At 68.5% G+C, this 14365-nt stretch carries 17 protein-coding genes and 2 pseudogenes; 7 read left to right on the top strand and 12 right to left on the bottom strand.

Features of this window, described 5'->3' with window-relative positions; all coding sequences use genetic code 11:
- Positions 1–165 precede the first annotated feature (165 nt).
- From OG373_RS34780 to OG373_RS34765, 4 genes and pseudogenes are all read right to left on the bottom strand, one after another.
- A complete protein-coding gene (locus OG373_RS34780) occupies positions 166–504 on the bottom strand; it encodes a MerR family transcriptional regulator (protein ID WP_405442533.1) in 339 nt (112 codons plus the stop codon).
- 963 nt (positions 505–1467) lie between these two features.
- Entirely contained in the window at positions 1468–1911 is a 444-nt protein-coding gene (locus OG373_RS34775) for a DUF2267 domain-containing protein (RefSeq protein ID WP_405442532.1), read from the bottom strand.
- A gap of 47 nt (positions 1912–1958) precedes the next feature.
- Positions 1959–2060, bottom strand: a pseudogene (locus OG373_RS34770) (DUF2267 domain-containing protein); the annotation flags it as partial.
- 171 nt (positions 2061–2231) lie between these two features.
- Entirely contained in the window at positions 2232–2666 is a 435-nt protein-coding gene (locus OG373_RS34765; protein ID WP_383396511.1) for an Hsp20/alpha crystallin family protein, read from the bottom strand.
- Between the two features lie 128 nt (positions 2667–2794).
- On the opposite strand from OG373_RS34765, the gene OG373_RS34760 reads away from it, so the two are divergent.
- The 3 genes from OG373_RS34760 to OG373_RS34750 all read left to right on the top strand — a co-directional run bounded on the left by OG373_RS34760 (position 2795) and on the right by OG373_RS34750 (position 4549).
- Positions 2795–3460: an HSP18 transcriptional regulator gene (locus OG373_RS34760; protein ID WP_405442531.1), complete on the top strand. Its 666-nt coding sequence runs from the start codon at positions 2795–2797 to the stop codon at positions 3458–3460.
- Positions 3461–3532: 72 nt separating this feature from the next.
- Positions 3533–3931, top strand: coding sequence for an STAS domain-containing protein (locus OG373_RS34755; protein WP_405442529.1), 399 nt, complete (start codon positions 3533–3535; stop codon positions 3929–3931).
- A 144-nt stretch (positions 3932–4075) separates the two neighbouring features.
- Entirely contained in the window at positions 4076–4549 is a 474-nt protein-coding gene (locus tag OG373_RS34750) for a hemerythrin domain-containing protein (RefSeq protein WP_405442527.1), read from the top strand.
- 458 nt (positions 4550–5007) lie between these two features.
- On the opposite strand, the gene OG373_RS34745 is transcribed toward OG373_RS34750, so the two are convergent.
- On the bottom strand, positions 5008–5625 hold the full coding sequence (locus OG373_RS34745) for a TetR/AcrR family transcriptional regulator (RefSeq protein WP_405442526.1): 618 nt from the start codon (positions 5623–5625) through the stop codon (positions 5008–5010).
- Between the two features lie 311 nt (positions 5626–5936).
- Between OG373_RS34745 and OG373_RS34740 the strand changes: the two are divergent.
- Both OG373_RS34740 and OG373_RS34735 read left to right on the top strand, forming a co-directional pair.
- Positions 5937–6344: pseudogene (locus tag OG373_RS34740) on the top strand (alpha/beta fold hydrolase); the annotation flags it as partial.
- 178 nt (positions 6345–6522) lie between these two features.
- The gene (locus OG373_RS34735) at positions 6523–7017 is read left to right on the top strand and encodes a hypothetical protein (protein WP_405444390.1); all 495 of its coding nucleotides are present in this window, start codon (positions 6523–6525) and stop codon (positions 7015–7017) included.
- A 297-nt stretch (positions 7018–7314) separates the two neighbouring features.
- Here the strand turns inward: OG373_RS34735 and OG373_RS34730 are convergent, their stop codons facing one another.
- The 3 genes from OG373_RS34730 to OG373_RS34720 form a co-directional block, all read right to left on the bottom strand.
- The gene (locus tag OG373_RS34730; protein WP_405442524.1) at positions 7315–7464 is read right to left on the bottom strand and encodes a DUF6480 family protein; all 150 of its coding nucleotides are present in this window, start codon (positions 7462–7464) and stop codon (positions 7315–7317) included.
- Between the two features lie 100 nt (positions 7465–7564).
- Positions 7565–8083 (bottom strand): hypothetical protein, encoded by a 519-nt coding sequence (locus tag OG373_RS34725; RefSeq protein ID WP_405442523.1) that lies wholly within the window; start codon positions 8081–8083, stop codon positions 7565–7567.
- A 212-nt stretch (positions 8084–8295) separates the two neighbouring features.
- Complete coding sequence (locus OG373_RS34720; RefSeq protein WP_266479371.1) at positions 8296–8856, bottom strand: hemerythrin domain-containing protein; 561 nt, start codon at positions 8854–8856, stop codon at positions 8296–8298.
- Between the two features lie 1180 nt (positions 8857–10036).
- Here OG373_RS34720 and OG373_RS34715 point away from each other — a divergent pair.
- Entirely contained in the window at positions 10037–10387 is a 351-nt protein-coding gene (locus tag OG373_RS34715; protein WP_405442521.1) for a hypothetical protein, read from the top strand.
- Positions 10388–10694: 307 nt separating this feature from the next.
- Here OG373_RS34715 and OG373_RS34710 read toward each other — a convergent pair whose 3' ends face one another.
- The 3 genes from OG373_RS34710 to OG373_RS34700 form a co-directional block, all read right to left on the bottom strand.
- Positions 10695–11216 carry a DUF402 domain-containing protein gene (locus OG373_RS34710; protein ID WP_405442519.1) on the bottom strand — a complete coding sequence of 174 codons (522 nt, stop codon included), beginning with the start codon at positions 11214–11216 and terminating at the stop codon, positions 10695–10697.
- Between the two features lie 61 nt (positions 11217–11277).
- The gene (locus OG373_RS34705; protein ID WP_405442518.1) at positions 11278–11709 is read right to left on the bottom strand and encodes an STAS domain-containing protein; all 432 of its coding nucleotides are present in this window, start codon (positions 11707–11709) and stop codon (positions 11278–11280) included.
- 193 nt (positions 11710–11902) lie between these two features.
- Positions 11903–12178, bottom strand: a complete 276-nt coding sequence (locus OG373_RS34700) for an isoamylase early set domain-containing protein (protein WP_397730190.1) — start codon at positions 12176–12178, stop codon at positions 11903–11905.
- 921 nt (positions 12179–13099) lie between these two features.
- Here OG373_RS34700 and OG373_RS34695 point away from each other — a divergent pair.
- The gene (locus OG373_RS34695; RefSeq protein ID WP_405442517.1) at positions 13100–13483 is read left to right on the top strand and encodes an Hsp20/alpha crystallin family protein; all 384 of its coding nucleotides are present in this window, start codon (positions 13100–13102) and stop codon (positions 13481–13483) included.
- Positions 13484–13603: 120 nt separating this feature from the next.
- Here the strand turns inward: OG373_RS34695 and OG373_RS34690 are convergent, their stop codons facing one another.
- Entirely contained in the window at positions 13604–14044 is a 441-nt protein-coding gene (locus OG373_RS34690; RefSeq protein ID WP_405442515.1) for a hypothetical protein, read from the bottom strand.
- Positions 14045–14365 lie beyond the last annotated feature (321 nt).

Genomic DNA, 14365 nt, shown 5'->3' with positions numbered 1-14365 from the left:
CGGCGGAGAAGAAGCGGTGACCTGTCTCCTCACCGCCTGATATCGCGGACAGGGGATCGTCCGGCTGAGCCTGAGGTACGCCCTGCCCGCCGTCACCCAGGCCACGTTCGGGTTCGGGACCTGCTCGGTGATCTCAGCGTCGAACTCCCGCTCCACATCGGCGATCTACGTTGCGGCTGGTGGTTGGAGCGTTTCGCCGGCGCGGCGGTATTCGGCGTTGATGCGCTGGGCTTCTTCGAGCTGGTCCTCGAGGACGACGATCCGGCAAGCTGCCTCGATCGGGGTGCCCTGGTCGACGAGCTCCCGCACGCGGGCCGCGATCCGCAGCTGGTAGCGGGAGTACCGGCGGTGACCGCCCTCGGAGCGGAGCGGGGTGATCAGGCGGGCTTCGCCGATGGCACGGAGGAAGCCCTGGGTGGTGCCGAGCATGGCGGCGGCCCGGCCCATGGTGTAGGCGGGGTAATCGTCGTCATCGAGACGGCCGAACGAGTCGTCTGCTGTCATTGAACCTCTCTATGGAACGCGTGGAGGGGCCCTGGTGCCGTACGGCACCAGGGCCCCGAAGGAACTACATCACCATCTGCCGGCCCTAGTACTGCACCGGCCTACTGTTTCCGCGGACCTGACCTGAACTCGGCAGGGGGCGCGGGGATCGCGGTTGCTTGACCGGAGACCACCTCACTATCGATGTCCTGCGGTACCCGGGCTCAAGATTTCCGCCCGGGCGATCCTGATGGCGCTCGGCTCCTCCGTTCTTCCCTCGGTTATCAACTACTTTCCCAACGGGGGACTGCGTTCTGCTGGTCCTGCTCTACTGCGCACTGCTGGTGATACGAACTGCTCAGTGGCCTGTGACAGCGCCACTCTTCGGCAGCCAGCCCCGTCGCCCATCGTGCGTCTGCTCTGGCTTGGAACCCCACTGCCGAACTTCCCGGTGCGCGCGTCCGCAGCCGACGCCTTCACCGAGGTGCTGCTCACTTACTTCACTGCTGGGTACTGCGAACTGCACTTACTTCGGGTACTGCTACTGCGTTAACTGCGGTACTTCTCTCGGCGGCCCCTGATCACTGCGGGCCCCCCGGTCCGGTCGTCAGCCCCGTCGCCGTCCTGCAGCATCCCTGGCTTCGGAACTCCACCACCGCACCGTCCTGCGCACTGCAACTGCGGGTACTGCTGCCCGGCAGTTCGTCTCTGCCAGGCCTGCTGTCTCTCTGGGCTACGAGAGAAACCATAACCACGCCACCGCCCAATGTCTACTCCGGCCGTCATAGATTTCCATGTGTTCGAGAGTGAGGTAATAGACCTCGAACGCTGCCTGCCTCTGCTCTCGGGGACAGCTGACGGATGGCACCGCATCCAGTCGCACCGCCGCCTCGGCGTGCCATTGCGGAGGGTGCGGCAGTGAAGCCCTGCCGGGCGGCCTCTGCAGGCTTCGAGGGCCATGCCGCCGCTGCCGCGAGGGCGGGATCAGGCGGCGAGCTGGGGCCGGCGCAGTTCTGCCTGGCCGAAGAGCAGCGCGTAACCGTCCGGGAGCTGGTGGAGGGTGCGGGCGAGGAGGTCGGGGTCGGCGAGGCGTGTGACGACGGCGAGTACGGCGCCGGTGTCCCACCGGGCGATGGCCGGGCTCACGCCGGTTCGTACGGCCAGGTCTTTGACGAAGCCCCAGCCGGTGAGTTGTTCGGTGTCGGGGATCTGGGCGGTCAGGGCCAGGGCCGCCTCGACGGGCAAGCACTGGGCGAGGCCGACGCGTGCGTCGCCGGTGATCTGCCGGCCAAGGGCGGCCAGGACGGTGCGGACGGCTTCTGCGGCGCGTTCGCGGGTGAGGTAGGCGCCCTCGTAGCGGACGCGTTCCAGCATCTGCTCGAACGTCATGGCCGTCAGGGGCGGGTTCGCTCGAGGCTGGTCGTACATGGTGCGGTTGCCTTTCTCTTCGCGGATCCGGGTCCGGCCGGAGGCGGTCAGGTGGGCTGGGGGTGCCCGAAGAGGAGGTCGTAGCCGGGTGGGAGCTGGAGCAGGACCTCGCGCGCGAGGACGTCACCTGCGGTGGCGGCCGCCGCGTTCCTGGACGTGGGCCAGGAACGACTCCCTGCGCATCGACATCACGTCACCTCCGAGAGAGGGGTGAAGGGGCGAGGGTTGCGGTTGCGGTTGCGGTTGCGGTTGCGGTTGCGGAGGACGGGGTGCCGGAGGGGGATCGGGTTCCCCGTCCTCCGCCGCTGGTGCGGGGTTGTTCAGCCGGAGATCTGCTTGCGGCCGGACTCGCCACCGATGGCGATCTTGCGGGGCTTGGCGCGTTCGGCGATCGGGATCCGCAGGGTCAGGACACCCGCGTCGTAGTCGGCCTCGATGTGCTCGGTGTCGAGGGTGTCGGCCAGCATGACCTGGCGGGAGAAGACACCGAGGGGCCGCTCGGAGAGTTCCATCTGCACGCCGTCGGACTTGCCCGTGGGCCGGCGCTCGGCCTTCACCGTCAGCATGTTCCGTTCGACGTCGATGTCGATCGCCTCGGTGCTCACTCCGGGGAGGTCGAAGGCGATCACGTAGACGTCGCCCTGGCGGTAGGCGTCCATCGGCATGACCGACGGCTTCGACCAGGTGCCCGACGCACCTGACAGCTGCTGGACGATCCGGTCCATCTCGCGGAACGGGTCAGTGCGCATCAACATCGCGAAACACCTCCAGTTGGTTCAGGCAGGAACTGCCAATGCGCTTCAACGTGCTCCCGTTGTAACATGTCATCGAAACGATGACAAGCAAGGAGTCATCTGGAGGATGACGACCGACGGAGAGTGCCATGAAGGAAGCCGCCCCCACGCCCACCCAGGTCCCCTTCCTGGCCGCCGCCGCGGCACTGGAGACCATTGCCCGGGCCGTCAGGGACGCACAGCAACCGCCCGCATCACCGACGGCCACAGCGGCGCACGCGACGGACTCAGGGCCGGACCCGGCTCTGGCCGCGCTGCAGATGCTGCGCGAGGTCCGCGATCAGCTCGCCGGCTGGGAGAGCGGGCTGATCGAAACCGCCCGTGGCCGGGGCGCGAGCTGGGCCGACCTCGCCGGACCCCTCGGGGTCGCCAGCCGCCAGGCCGCCGAACGCCGCTACCTGCGACTGCGCCCCGGCACGGCCGGGAGCACCGGCGAGCAGCGTGTCCAGGCCACCCGCGACACCCGCGCAGCCGACCGCACCGTGAATGGCTGGGCCCGTGACAACGCGGCCGACCTGCGGCGACTCGCCGGCCAGGTCACCGCCCTCACCGGTCTCCCCGCCAGCGCCGATTCCGCCGTCGGCGACCTGAACCTGGCCCTTGCCGACAACGACGTCTCCCGCCTCGTGCGCCCGTTGGCCGACAGCCGCCCTCACCTGCGGCCGCAGGACGCCGAGCTCGCCGAACGCATCGACGCCCTGACCCGACACACCGACCGGCTCCGCCAGGACACCCACGACCAGCGCAGCATGTGATCCGCACCCCCGAATCCTCGACCGGCCGACGGGCGTCGGGACCACGCCCGTCAAGCCAAGGAGTGATCCACCATGGCCGAACACCCTCCCCGGGAGGCCGGCGGCAGCGACGTCGCCGTTGACGTCCTGAGCCACACGGTCGCGGTCCGGCCGACCGGCGAGATCGACATCGAGACGGCAGCCTCCCTCCGGCTCGCCCTCACCGAAGCCCTCGCCCACGCCTCGTCGGACAAGCCCGTGGTGGTCGACTGCAGCCACCTCACCTTCTGCGACTCCGCTGCCCTCAACGCACTCCTCACCGCGCGACGGGCAGCGCAGAAGACCGACACCGTCATCCGCCTGGCCGCCCCCAACCACCAGCTCCAGCGCCTCCTGCAGATCACCGGCGCCCTGCCCCTCTTCCCCATGGACCCGGACCCGCCTACCGACGGCCGCACTCCGACGGAACACCCCGACGGCCTGCCTCGCTAGACAGGCCTGTGGTCGGCGGACGGCGTAGAAGGGGTCGCCTGTCCGGGCCAAACCCCCGCCGTGGGGGAGGTGCTCTCTGCCGCACCGGGTACACGGCGTCAGGGCGGCGGTGTCGCCCGGCATGCCGATGCTCAGGAGGCGCTCGTGGACGGGATCGTGCTGCTCAAGGAAGACCACAAGACGGTGGAGAAGCTGTTCAAGCAGTTCGAGAAGGCCGGCGACAACGCCCACGCCGAGAAGAAGCGGATCGCCGACCAGGTGATCGAAGAACTCACCACGCACACCTGGATCGAGGAGAAGATCTTCTTCCCGGCCGCCCGCGAGGCCGCCCCCGACACCAAGGACCACGTCCTCGAAAGCATCGAGGAGCACCACGTCGTCCTGTGGATGCTCTCCGAGCTCAAGGACCTCGACCCGAGCGACGAGCGGTTCGACGCCAAGATGAGCGTCCTCATGGAGAACGTCCGCCACCACGTCGAGGAAGAGGAGAAGGAGTGGTTCCCCGACGTCCGCAAGGCCATGGGACGCAACCGCCTCACCGAACTCGGCGAACAGATGGAAGCCGCCAAGAAGAAGGCCCCCGGTAGCCCGCTCGCCGTCCCCAGCGCCAAGAAATAGCCCTCCTGGCTGCCGAAAGTCTCCCTCAAAGCCGGCCGCGTCGTTGTACCGGGCACGATCCCTACGCAGCAGATCGCCGGCGAGACGGCCGCCCTGGACCTGATACTCGCCCACCTCACCCACGACCCGCAGGCCATCGCCCCCGCCACAGCCGACACTGCCGCCTGCCCTGCAAGCATGAGCATGCTTGATTCCGTTACCCGGTCCTTCAGCTGGATCCTCGCCAGCGGCCCCGTCTCCTGGAGATCATCCAGAACCTCCGCGAGCGCATCCGCGAGGCCCGCGCCAACGGCCGGCTCGAGCCAGCTTTGACGCCGCGATGGCCAAGCTCAACAGCCTCAAACGGCTCCAACCGTTGGGAGGCCGCAGCTGGTTGACCTTGGCATGCCGGTCTTCACCGACCACGCACCACTGATTCAGCCAGGAAGGGGAGAGCCCGGCTACCGGCCCTGGTCCTGTCACCGAGCGAGTTCGGCTTGGCGAAGACTGCGGAACACCTCCGCGGTCGCCCATCCGCGCAGCGTGGCGTGAATCGACGAGCGGAATGCGGCCTCGGCCGTGGTGGCGTCGAGGGCCCCGGCCAGTTCGAGAGTCACGAGCCCGTGCAGGGTTGCCCAGAACGACAGGGCGATCGCCGTTGCGTCGCCGGCGAGGACGGACGCCGTCAAGGCGCGATCGATCGCCGCGAGGAGCGGACGGATCGGGTCACTGGCACCGACCTCTCCCGACGGGTCGAAGGACTGCACACCACCGAACAGCACCGTGTACAGGTGGCTGTGTCCGCACCCCCAACGACGGTAGGCGACGGCCAGCGTGTAGAGGTCGGCGAGAGGATCCGCGGAGGTCTGCACCGTCGACAGGTCCTGGAACAGGCCGGCGACGGCTCTGTCGCGCACCGCACCGATCAGCCCGTCCTTACCGCCGAACAAGGAGTACACCGCCGTCGTCGACGCCTCGGCCGCAGCCGCCACGGCGCGGACCGTGACCGACTCCCGCGAACGGGTGGCGAGCATCTCGGTCGCGCACTCCACAAGCCGCTCTTTGACGGCCTCGTCGTTTGTTCTGGGCCTACCCACGGTCAGCAGCCTACCTTCTTTGATAACGTCGTTTTGAAACCGCGTTCTGAAACTGTCGGAGGTCCGCCGTGCCCACGTCCGCCATACGTCTCGTCCGCTTCACCGGTCGCTTACTGCTGGCCCTGGCCGCCGTCGCGGCGCTGGTCGTCGTCTTCCTCGCAGTGATCGCCCTCACGGACGGGGCAGCTTCGGGGCTCGCCGCGTGGTTGACGATCCTCGGGGCCGGGACTGTCCTCGCACTGTGGCGGGGCCGGCACCGCACCTGGCCGACGCGGCTCGTGCCGTTCCTACCGGTGGCCGTCGCGGCGGCGATGACGGCGACGGTCTGCATCCCGACCGCGCCGATCGCTCGGCGGTACCCGCCCTCGCTGCCGTTCGTGTCCACTCAGCACTGGAACCTGGCCACGGGCAGCCGGGTCGCGGTGTACCACTACCCGCCCGCGAACCCCGGCCCCCGGCATCCCGTCCCGATCGTGTACCTCCACGGAGGGCCCGTCCGCGGCATCTCGGTGCAAGACCACCGGTTTCTGCGACTCCTGGCACACCAGGGCTACGAGGTCTACGCCTACGAACAGGCCGGCGGCGGACGAAGCGACCTGCTCTCCATGGACCAGTACACGATCTCCAGGTCGGTCCGCGACCTCGCCGCCTTCGTCGACCGCTTGAACAAGGGCAAGGTCGACATCCTCGGATTCTCCGGAGGCGGAGTCGTGCTCACCCGAGCCCTGGCCGACCCTGGCGTCGCCGCACGCCTGCACCGGGCGATCATCGCCGAGCCCGGGCCCATGGACGGCCCCACCGCACACATCACCGGGCACATCCGCACGAGGCCTCGCCCCGGCCCCGACCGGACCGCGATCGACGCACCTCCCCCGGTACGCCGTGGCATTCGGCCTCATGCGACTCGGACTCCTCACCCCCGACACCGCACTGATCGGACAGGCCGAAGGCGACAACGCCTTCACCGCCGCAGACCTCGGCAGCGACACGGCATCCGCCTACTGCGCGCGCGACGCACACCGCATCCCCGCCGAGGACACCGCACAGAACTTCTCCTTCAGCCCCGCTGCCAGCCTCCGCGTCCAGCAGACAGTCAAGGACTCACCCTCCATCGCGCCGTTACTGAGGCAGTCCGGGACTCCCACGATGCTGATGATCGCCGAATGTTCCTCCCAGGTCCGTCACTGGGCGACCGCCATCCTTGCCAAAGACCCCGCCATCCAGCGCACGCAGTACATGCCCGGAGTCGGACACCACATCTGGAACGGCCTGGACGACAACAACGACCGAGCCGCCGCCGTCATCACTGCGTTCCTCCAGGACACACCAGCCCCCCTGCCGAACTACCCGACCCAGAACGAGATCCCCACCTTCCTGCGCGACCACAAATGAAGACGTTGCAGCCCGTCACCGGCGACGGCGGGCGAACCCTCGAAGCCGCCCGGGCCCTGCGCGAAGTACAGCCGAGGACGTGCGCTTAGGCCGCCTCGTTGCCGCCACCGCGGGGTAGACCACACTGCCGCGCCAAGAGGTCCCGGCCTTCTCTGGCTGGTGAGACCCACTCGCTCTGGAAGTCACTCCGCCCCCTACGCCGGCCGCGGTGCAGGGTCAGAGAGCCAGCACGGTCCCGCAGTCGAGGAAGAAAAGCGCCACAAGGACCGCGACGGTGAGGATGATCGCGAGCGGTCCCTAGGACCAGCCGCGCTTGAGCGGGCGGTACGGTCCGGCGCCGGAGGCGGTGCCCGCCTCGGCGTGAGGAGTCTCGCCGGGCGGCACCGAGCCGCCGTGTTCCAGGCCCGGCGTGATGCGGGGATCAGGATCCGGATTGTCGATACTCATCTCCGGCGGGTCCACACAATCAGGACGAGCATGCCCCACCGGACGGCCCCCACGACGTTGCGCTCGGTGAGCATCCCGTTTCTACCGGGGGTGCGGCGGATCAGGACAGTCCGGCGCCCTGAACCTCCAGCCGTTGCAGAAGCTGGGGCCGGTGCAGCACCGCGATGCCTTCCAGGAGGTCGGGGTGACGCAGCAGTACAGCGGCTTCGCTGTCGAGGGCGCTGGGGTGGGTCAGTCGCTGCAGGCTGCCGGTTTCGGTGTGGTGCTCGGTGTCGGCCAGGGCCTGGTGGGCGTGTGTGGCCAGGGCGGGATCGGCCAGGAGGCAGGCTGCCCAGCTGACAACGGTTTCGTCGACCCAGGTACGCCACGCGGTGTCGGTGTCGTCCTCGTGCGGTTCGCATCCGGTGAGCCAGTCCAGCCGGTGGGATCCGCTGGGGGCGAGCAGGTGGAGCAGCTGGACGTCGACGCTGGTCGGATAGCACAAGGATGCTGCCAGGGTGGTGGCCTGCCGGGCCTGGGCCTCGGCCAGCGCGCGGCTCAGCGCGCCCGTCGGGGGCTGGTAGGCCGCCAGGAGCCAGCGGGCGGAGGCGGCTATGAGCGCAGTCAGGTCGGATGGCACGGGCGATCAGTCCTCAGGGGCGAGCTCCCCGGGATCGGCTTGCCGACGGTGAGCTGTTCTGTGCGGAGCCGCGCTGCACCGCTCGTGACCGACCAGTGTAGGCGGCAGTCACGCCGCGAGAGGTGACCTGCGTCACGCCGCCCGACCTGGCTGCGTGGGGGCGGCAGCATGCGGCCAGCCGCCCCCAGGTGCCGGGGACCCTGCCGGGTCCGTCAGGACTTTCCGCGGCCGGTGACGAAGTCTCGGGCTCGGTCGACCAGACCCACACCAGGGGCAAGGAGCTTGTTCGCCGGCGGGGTGCTCGGCGCGGAGGGGTGCGGGCGGGTCGGAGCCATGGCCTTGGCCCGCCGGACCTTGTCCCCGAGCTCATCGAGCTTCTCGGCGGAGCAGGTGCGCCGCAGCATCGGGAAGAGGTTGTTCTCCTCGTCCTGCAGGTGGGCGGCGACCTCGTTCATGAGCTGCTGCAGCACCGGGCTCATCTGCGCGTCGCCGGTGTCCATCTTCTCCAGCTGCTTGAGGATCTTCTCGACCCTGCTGTGGTCCTCGATCTCCTTGTCCGCCAGCCGGTCACCGCCTTCGACGTACTCGCGGACGGCCGGGTACAGGTACTGCTCCTCGGCAACCGAGTGCCGCACCAGCTCGATGGTCACCTCGTCGACCAGGTCACGCAGTTCCTGTCCCCCGCCCGCCATGGCCTGGATCCGGGCGAAGATCTCCTCGACCTCCCGGTGATCCGCCATCAGCTCCTCCAGCACGTTCCCGCCATGTCCCATCACTCATCTGCCTCTCACTGGTTGCTGTCAGGACTGGGCTATTCCGCCCGGCAGACAGTGATCCCCCGCACGACAGCGCATGACCGCCGGACGTGTGCACCCCCACCCGATCGAAGACTGTTGCCGGTCCGAATGGCTCCAGCCCCGGCCCTATGACATCTCGGGCCGCGCGTCGTGATCGTTGGTGCCGGGATCTGCCACGCCGAGCCGTCCAAACGCACGTCGGCCTCGCGAAGGCGCCTGCGCTGTCCCCCGGCGGGTTGCACGGACCGCCGATCACTGCTTTCGCACAGACCACGGGTGCACGCACCGCCTCGGCGGCGGTGGCGCAGTGGGATGCCGCGGCGTCCCGAAGTGTGCGGCGCAGCACCGAGCGTGCTCGAGGCGTGGCTCCCCGCGGCTTGCTTACTGGAACCAGGCGCCGCGCCGCGGGGAGCAGGAAAACGATCGCATGGGCTCGGGGAACGATCGACTGCGCACCGCGCTGCACGACGTACGCTCCGTCACCCCCGGCTTCGGGACGTCGCCGAGACGTGCGCGCTCACCGAACACACCGGTCTCGCGATCGTCGCGGGACCTGGACGCAGGAGGGGGAGGGGAACCTCACCGGGGTACGTAGGGGACGACGCAACTACTACCGCATCAGAGCCGGAGCGATGTTTCCGCCACCCCGCCGAAGCGGGCGGCGACCCCGCTGTCGGCGTACTGAGAAAAGTTCAGGCGTACGCCGACACCCCGCGGGCACGGAGGGACGCTCGCAGGCTCGTGGCGCCTCGATGTCAGACGGCGTGAATGTCGCGGACGGCGCCGATTGCCGCCCTTCGAGCGAGCAGGATCGCGGTAACAAGTGCGGCGGCGGCAACGGCATGTCGCCACATGGGGTGGATGGCCATGACGTTCCTCCATGGTGTCCGGGTGGGGTGTCGACGCCCCGCGGTCTGCGGCCGGGTGGGGGTCTCGTCGTGGTCGCCTTGGCCCGGTCAGGTGACGGATGGTGGCTGCTTCTGCATCAGCGCTGTACTGGCCTGTGGCGAAGATCGCACCCTTGCAGCGCGAGTGGCTTGTGGCCCCTGATGCGCCTACCCCACAACCCGCCCGTCACCCACTCCGCCCCCGGAACGCTACCGGCCTCACAGGTGAAGCTCCTGCGGAAGGCCGGTCCAGCGGAGTCGGAGGGCAGGTGGCCGGTGTCCTTGAAGAGGAGGACCGCCAGGGGGTGGTCGTGTGCATAGCGGATGACGGTGAGGGCCGGATAGGCGTGGTCGATGCCGAACCACCGCCGATTCGACGCGGGGGGGCGGCTCGCACCAGCCATCCGATAGAGGAAGTTGTGGGTGATGACAAGATCGTGGCGCGGTTCGTCGCCGACGACTGGTCCGGTGAAGTCGGCAAGCGCCGCCGCCACGAGCCCGGGGCCCTGCTCTCGCGCTTCTGCCGTGAACTGGTCCAGGAACTCGATGCAGGCGTCGGCTGCCTGGGACGGCGGTTCCGCATGCGTCGGCAGGTAGGGAATGCTTCCGTCAGTGCCTGATGGCGTTCTTCACCTGCTGCTCGGTCATGGTGGAGCGGCCGTTGATACCGCGCCTCTTCGCCTCCTGGTAGAGCTCGTCCTTCGTCCGTTCCGATGAGCTGACCCTGGACGAGGCACCCACCGCCTACGCGGATTGGATGCACCTGCCCCGCCCGGTAACAGCATTCACTCCACCAACCACCCGGACGGCTGCCCGAGCGGGGGTCCAGATCCTTGGCGAGACCCGCAGCGTGCGGGCCACCTGAGAGAGCAGCTGGACTTTCGGCACGTGGGACGACTCGATGCAGGAGTTGCTGTTGCGGGCCAATCAGATGAGGCCGAGCCAGTAGCGGTACGCCGAGGCGAAGGGTTCGACGCCGTCACCATCACCTTCGCAACGGACCTTCTCCATCAACCACTCGCAGGTCTGTCGGGCCGTGTCGACGACGCTGTCGGGGTAGCCGTATCGCATTCGACGCTCGGCGAACTGGTCCTCGTCCTCGATATGGGCCTCGCCGCCCCGAGGCCGCACGACATCGAGATCGAGGTCCACCATGCGCAGGACGGTCCCGTCCGCGTTCCATTCGGGAACCGTGCACACGTCGCAGTACACCTCGGGCCCCGGGTCGTCACAGAACGTGGCTGTCCACCACTCACCGCGCGGCACCAGCATCACGTGCGCGAACCGGCTTGGCTCCTCGCCCGTGGACGAACTGACGGGGACACCCTGCGCCGTGCCCAGCCAGACGCCGTGCTCGTCCTCACCCAGCCGGACAGCAGGCCACCGCGCGCTCAGGCTGCCGTCGTACTTCCGAACGTCGACCAGCACGGAACTGCCCTCTTTGACCATGCCAAGACGCTAACCCGACAGCGTCAGCCAAGCTGCCCGCGCGCGCCGACTGCCCGGCGCCTTATGGGACGGGGAAGTGACCCGGCTCGGAGTTGTCCTGTCGGGCCCTTGCTGCCCCGGCCGCACGGGCGGAAGCAACGGAGCCCTGCAGGGAGCGGCGCAGCAGTCGGGTGGGTCCGTCGTGGTTCCCATTGCAGCCGGCGGGTGGGCAGAGGCTGTCGATGAGGTTCATGAGGCGCAGTGGCTGGGGCTGCCAGTTGTAGGCGAAGAAGGCGATGCCGCGCGTGCCCAGGCGGTGGGCGAAGGCGGTCAGGGCATGCAGGGCGGTGACGTCCATGAACGTGAGGTGCCGCATGTCGCAGGCCACGGCGGCGACCGCGTCGAGGTCGGTCTGCACCTCGTCGAGGGCTGCGCTGGTTTCCAGGTCGAGCTCGCCGGTGGGGGTGAGGTGCACGGTGGGCCCGTAGCGCCTCTTCATCATCTGGAAGTCCATGCCGTCTCACCTCGCCGCGACCGGCAGACTTGTGCACACCCGCCCGGATCCGGGCGGGTTGGCCCGAATCGATGGTCGCGCTGCCCCACTGCCGTCCGCAAGCCCTCCCCCCGGAACGGGGCCGGCGGCGTGGCGGCAGGGCTCTGCCGGAGCCGGCATCCACCGTGCCGGGTCCGGTCCTGGTCGCTGAGGGTCAGGTGTGCAGGCGGCTGTTGGGGCCGTCCTGGTCCCCGGCCGTTTCTTCGTTGAACCAGTAGTCGCCGGCCGCCAGGTACCGGAACGAGTGGACGCTCTTCATGGGCAGTGCGACCGTGACCGCGCGCTTGCCGTCCTTGCGCGCCTTGAGGGTGTGGACGCCGGGCTGCCAGTCGTTGAAGTCACCCACCACGCTGACCGGACCCGGCGGAACGTCCGCGGGAAGGACGAAGGTGACCTCGGTGCGGTCCTTCTTCAGCGTGCGTTCCAGCATGGGGCAGGCTCCTGACGGCGTCAGCGGATGGGTACACCGCCCATCGTCGGGGGCATGCCCGCCGGCCACCCGCCGACCCGGCCGCCCACCCACCCGGCATCACCCGCCCACCACATTCGGTGACATAGATGATGCGATATGTCACGTTCCGTGTCAGCGTGCTGGAGGAATCCGTAATACGTGTACGTCGTCGCGTCCCACGCACGCAGGACCCGACCGGGGCCGTAGTCACCCGGCCGGGTCCTGTCATGTCGTCCCGCCGCTCGGATCTACCGGGCGCGGGCAGGGCCACGGCTCGGTGCGCCGGTCAGCCCGCATGACCGCCGATGGTGGCAAGCGATTCATGCGCGGGACGACTCCGGCCTTCATGGGACAGCACCGCTGTCTCGGCACGCCATTGCGGATGGTGTGGCGGCTGAAGCCCTGCCGGGCGACCTTTGCAGAGTGCGAGGGCGCTGCCGCTGCTGCGAGAGCAGGATCAGCCAGCGGGCTGGCGCTGCCGCAGTTCGGCCTGGCCGAAGAGGAGGCCGTAGCCGTCCGCGAGGCGATGGAGAATGCGGGCCAGGAGGTACGCAGCTGCCGGCCAGGCCGTCGCCGTCATGCGCCGACACGCGGTACGCCGTCAGAGGGCCACGTCGTCAGCTTCAACCGCGCCTGGCCTCACTGTGGATCGTGGCGGTCAGTCCGCGCAAACGTCTCCTCGACCGTCCTGGCTCGCTCTGGCATGCATAGCGGCCGGAGATCGGGGGCAGACGTATTGTGATGAAAATACTGTTACCCACCCACTTGGTATGTATGTACCAAACGTGACGAGGGAACGGGGATACTGTCATGAACTTCTCGGTTCGACGGAGTTCCGGCGACACCATGTGGCGCCGCCCCAGCCCCGGCTGGTTGGATCCCCGGCATCCTTTCGGGTCCATGCGGCACCAAGTGGGCCACTACCTGGAGCAGGCCGCCCTCACTCAGGCCGGTCAAGGGTGGACGCCCTTGACCGAAGAGGAGGAGACCGAGGACGCGTACGTGATCAAGGCCGAAATGCCCGGCATTCCCCGCGAGAACATCACCGTGGAGATGGACGGCAACGATCTGTGCATCACGGGCGAGCTCGACAAGAGGTCCGACAAGGTGCTCGCCCATCGCAAGGGCAGGTTCTGCTACCGCGCCAGACTGTCCGGGGGTATCGACAGCGACAAGACCGAGGCCACTCTCGACCGGGGCGTCCTGACGGTCCGCATCTCCAAGTCGGGCGAATCCAAGCCGCGCAGGATCCCCATCACCGGCGGCTATGACCAATTCGTTTGAGACAAGCGCAGCTGGGAGGCACGAGGGCGGGTGACGGCCGACGTCCTGGGCACCCCGCGTGGGCTGAGTCCGAAAGCGCGCGGCCACCCGAAGGGCCGTCTTGAGTGGAGTGGCTCCTTGTCACTCCATGATCGTGACCGGAGCCCTGAAGCTGTCCTCGGTAAGCAGGTCCAAGTCGAATACTCCGTCATTGACCTGCTGCCAGACACGTACGTAATTGGTTCTCGCCGCCCAGGTGCCGAGGTCGGCGGTATCAGCGCTGTACTGCTGCCAGGTCGTTCCGTGCTCGTCCAAGTGATCCGGCCAGGTGTCGGGCCTGTACGCCCACACGGTGACGTGGGTGACGCGGCCGATGGCCTGGCGGAACGGATTGTCGGAGGCAGAGGCCTCGACGGGGGCTTGCAGGGAGCCGAGGCGCCGCAACCCGAGGTAGGCGAGGGAGTACACGACGGCGCCCTCGCCCCTGTCCCATCCATCGGGGCGCACTGTGATGGCGTTCCCCTGGTAGTAGGCCGCGTCGTACAGCCTCGCTCCGATCTTCAGGCCGGGGTCGTTCGGCATGTCGTACTCCCGCGCCTCCGGGCTTGCGGTCCCGTGCCTCTGCCGTCGCCGATCCCTGGGGGCTGAATCGTCGAAATGCCGAGGTTCGGCCGCATGCAGGGTGGCCGCTCCTCTCGTCGGCGTGCATGGGGAGCGGCCAAACCAGCTTCCCACGTTTTGGGCACACTGCCGTGATCCGTCGGGTGTCGGCTCTCGTATGTCGTATTCCGGCTCGGTCGCCAGCGAAACCGGCACGACGCGTTTGGGTGGGGCCGTTTCCGCTGGGCAGGCGGGTAGAAGTCCATTGGTTCAAGCGCTGAATCCCGTGTGGAGCAAGCCGGC

Origin of the sequence: Streptomyces avidinii (genome assembly GCF_045161815.1) — a bacterium.
GTDB lineage: Bacteria > Actinomycetota > Actinomycetes > Streptomycetales > Streptomycetaceae > Streptomyces > Streptomyces avidinii.
This window is presented reverse-complemented; position numbering and strand designations above follow the sequence as displayed.

Coding starts and splice junctions, on each gene's coding strand:
- OG373_RS34735 (WP_405444390.1), top strand. CDS start 6,523: ATGCGACTCGGACTCCTCACCCCCGACACCGCACTGATCGGACAGGCC.
- OG373_RS34720 (WP_266479371.1), bottom strand. CDS start 8,856: ATGGGACATGGCGGGAACGTGCTGGAGGAGCTGATGGCGGATCACCGG.
- OG373_RS34775 (WP_405442532.1), bottom strand. CDS start 1,911: ATGTACGACCAGCCTCGAGCGAACCCGCCCCTGACGGCCATGACGTTC.
- OG373_RS34700 (WP_397730190.1), bottom strand. CDS start 12,178: ATGCTGGAACGCACGCTGAAGAAGGACCGCACCGAGGTCACCTTCGTC.
- OG373_RS34705 (WP_405442518.1), bottom strand. CDS start 11,709: ATGGACTTCCAGATGATGAAGAGGCGCTACGGGCCCACCGTGCACCTC.
- OG373_RS34710 (WP_405442519.1), bottom strand. CDS start 11,216: ATGGTCAAAGAGGGCAGTTCCGTGCTGGTCGACGTTCGGAAGTACGAC.
- OG373_RS34755 (WP_405442529.1), top strand. CDS start 3,533: ATGGCCGAACACCCTCCCCGGGAGGCCGGCGGCAGCGACGTCGCCGTT.
- OG373_RS34690 (WP_405442515.1), bottom strand. CDS start 14,044: ATGCCGAACGACCCCGGCCTGAAGATCGGAGCGAGGCTGTACGACGCG.
- OG373_RS34730 (WP_405442524.1), bottom strand. CDS start 7,464: ATGAGTATCGACAATCCGGATCCTGATCCCCGCATCACGCCGGGCCTG.
- OG373_RS34695 (WP_405442517.1), top strand. CDS start 13,100: ATGCGGCACCAAGTGGGCCACTACCTGGAGCAGGCCGCCCTCACTCAG.
- OG373_RS34760 (WP_405442531.1), top strand. CDS start 2,795: ATGAAGGAAGCCGCCCCCACGCCCACCCAGGTCCCCTTCCTGGCCGCC.
- OG373_RS34765 (WP_383396511.1), bottom strand. CDS start 2,666: ATGTTGATGCGCACTGACCCGTTCCGCGAGATGGACCGGATCGTCCAG.
- OG373_RS34780 (WP_405442533.1), bottom strand. CDS start 504: ATGACAGCAGACGACTCGTTCGGCCGTCTCGATGACGACGATTACCCC.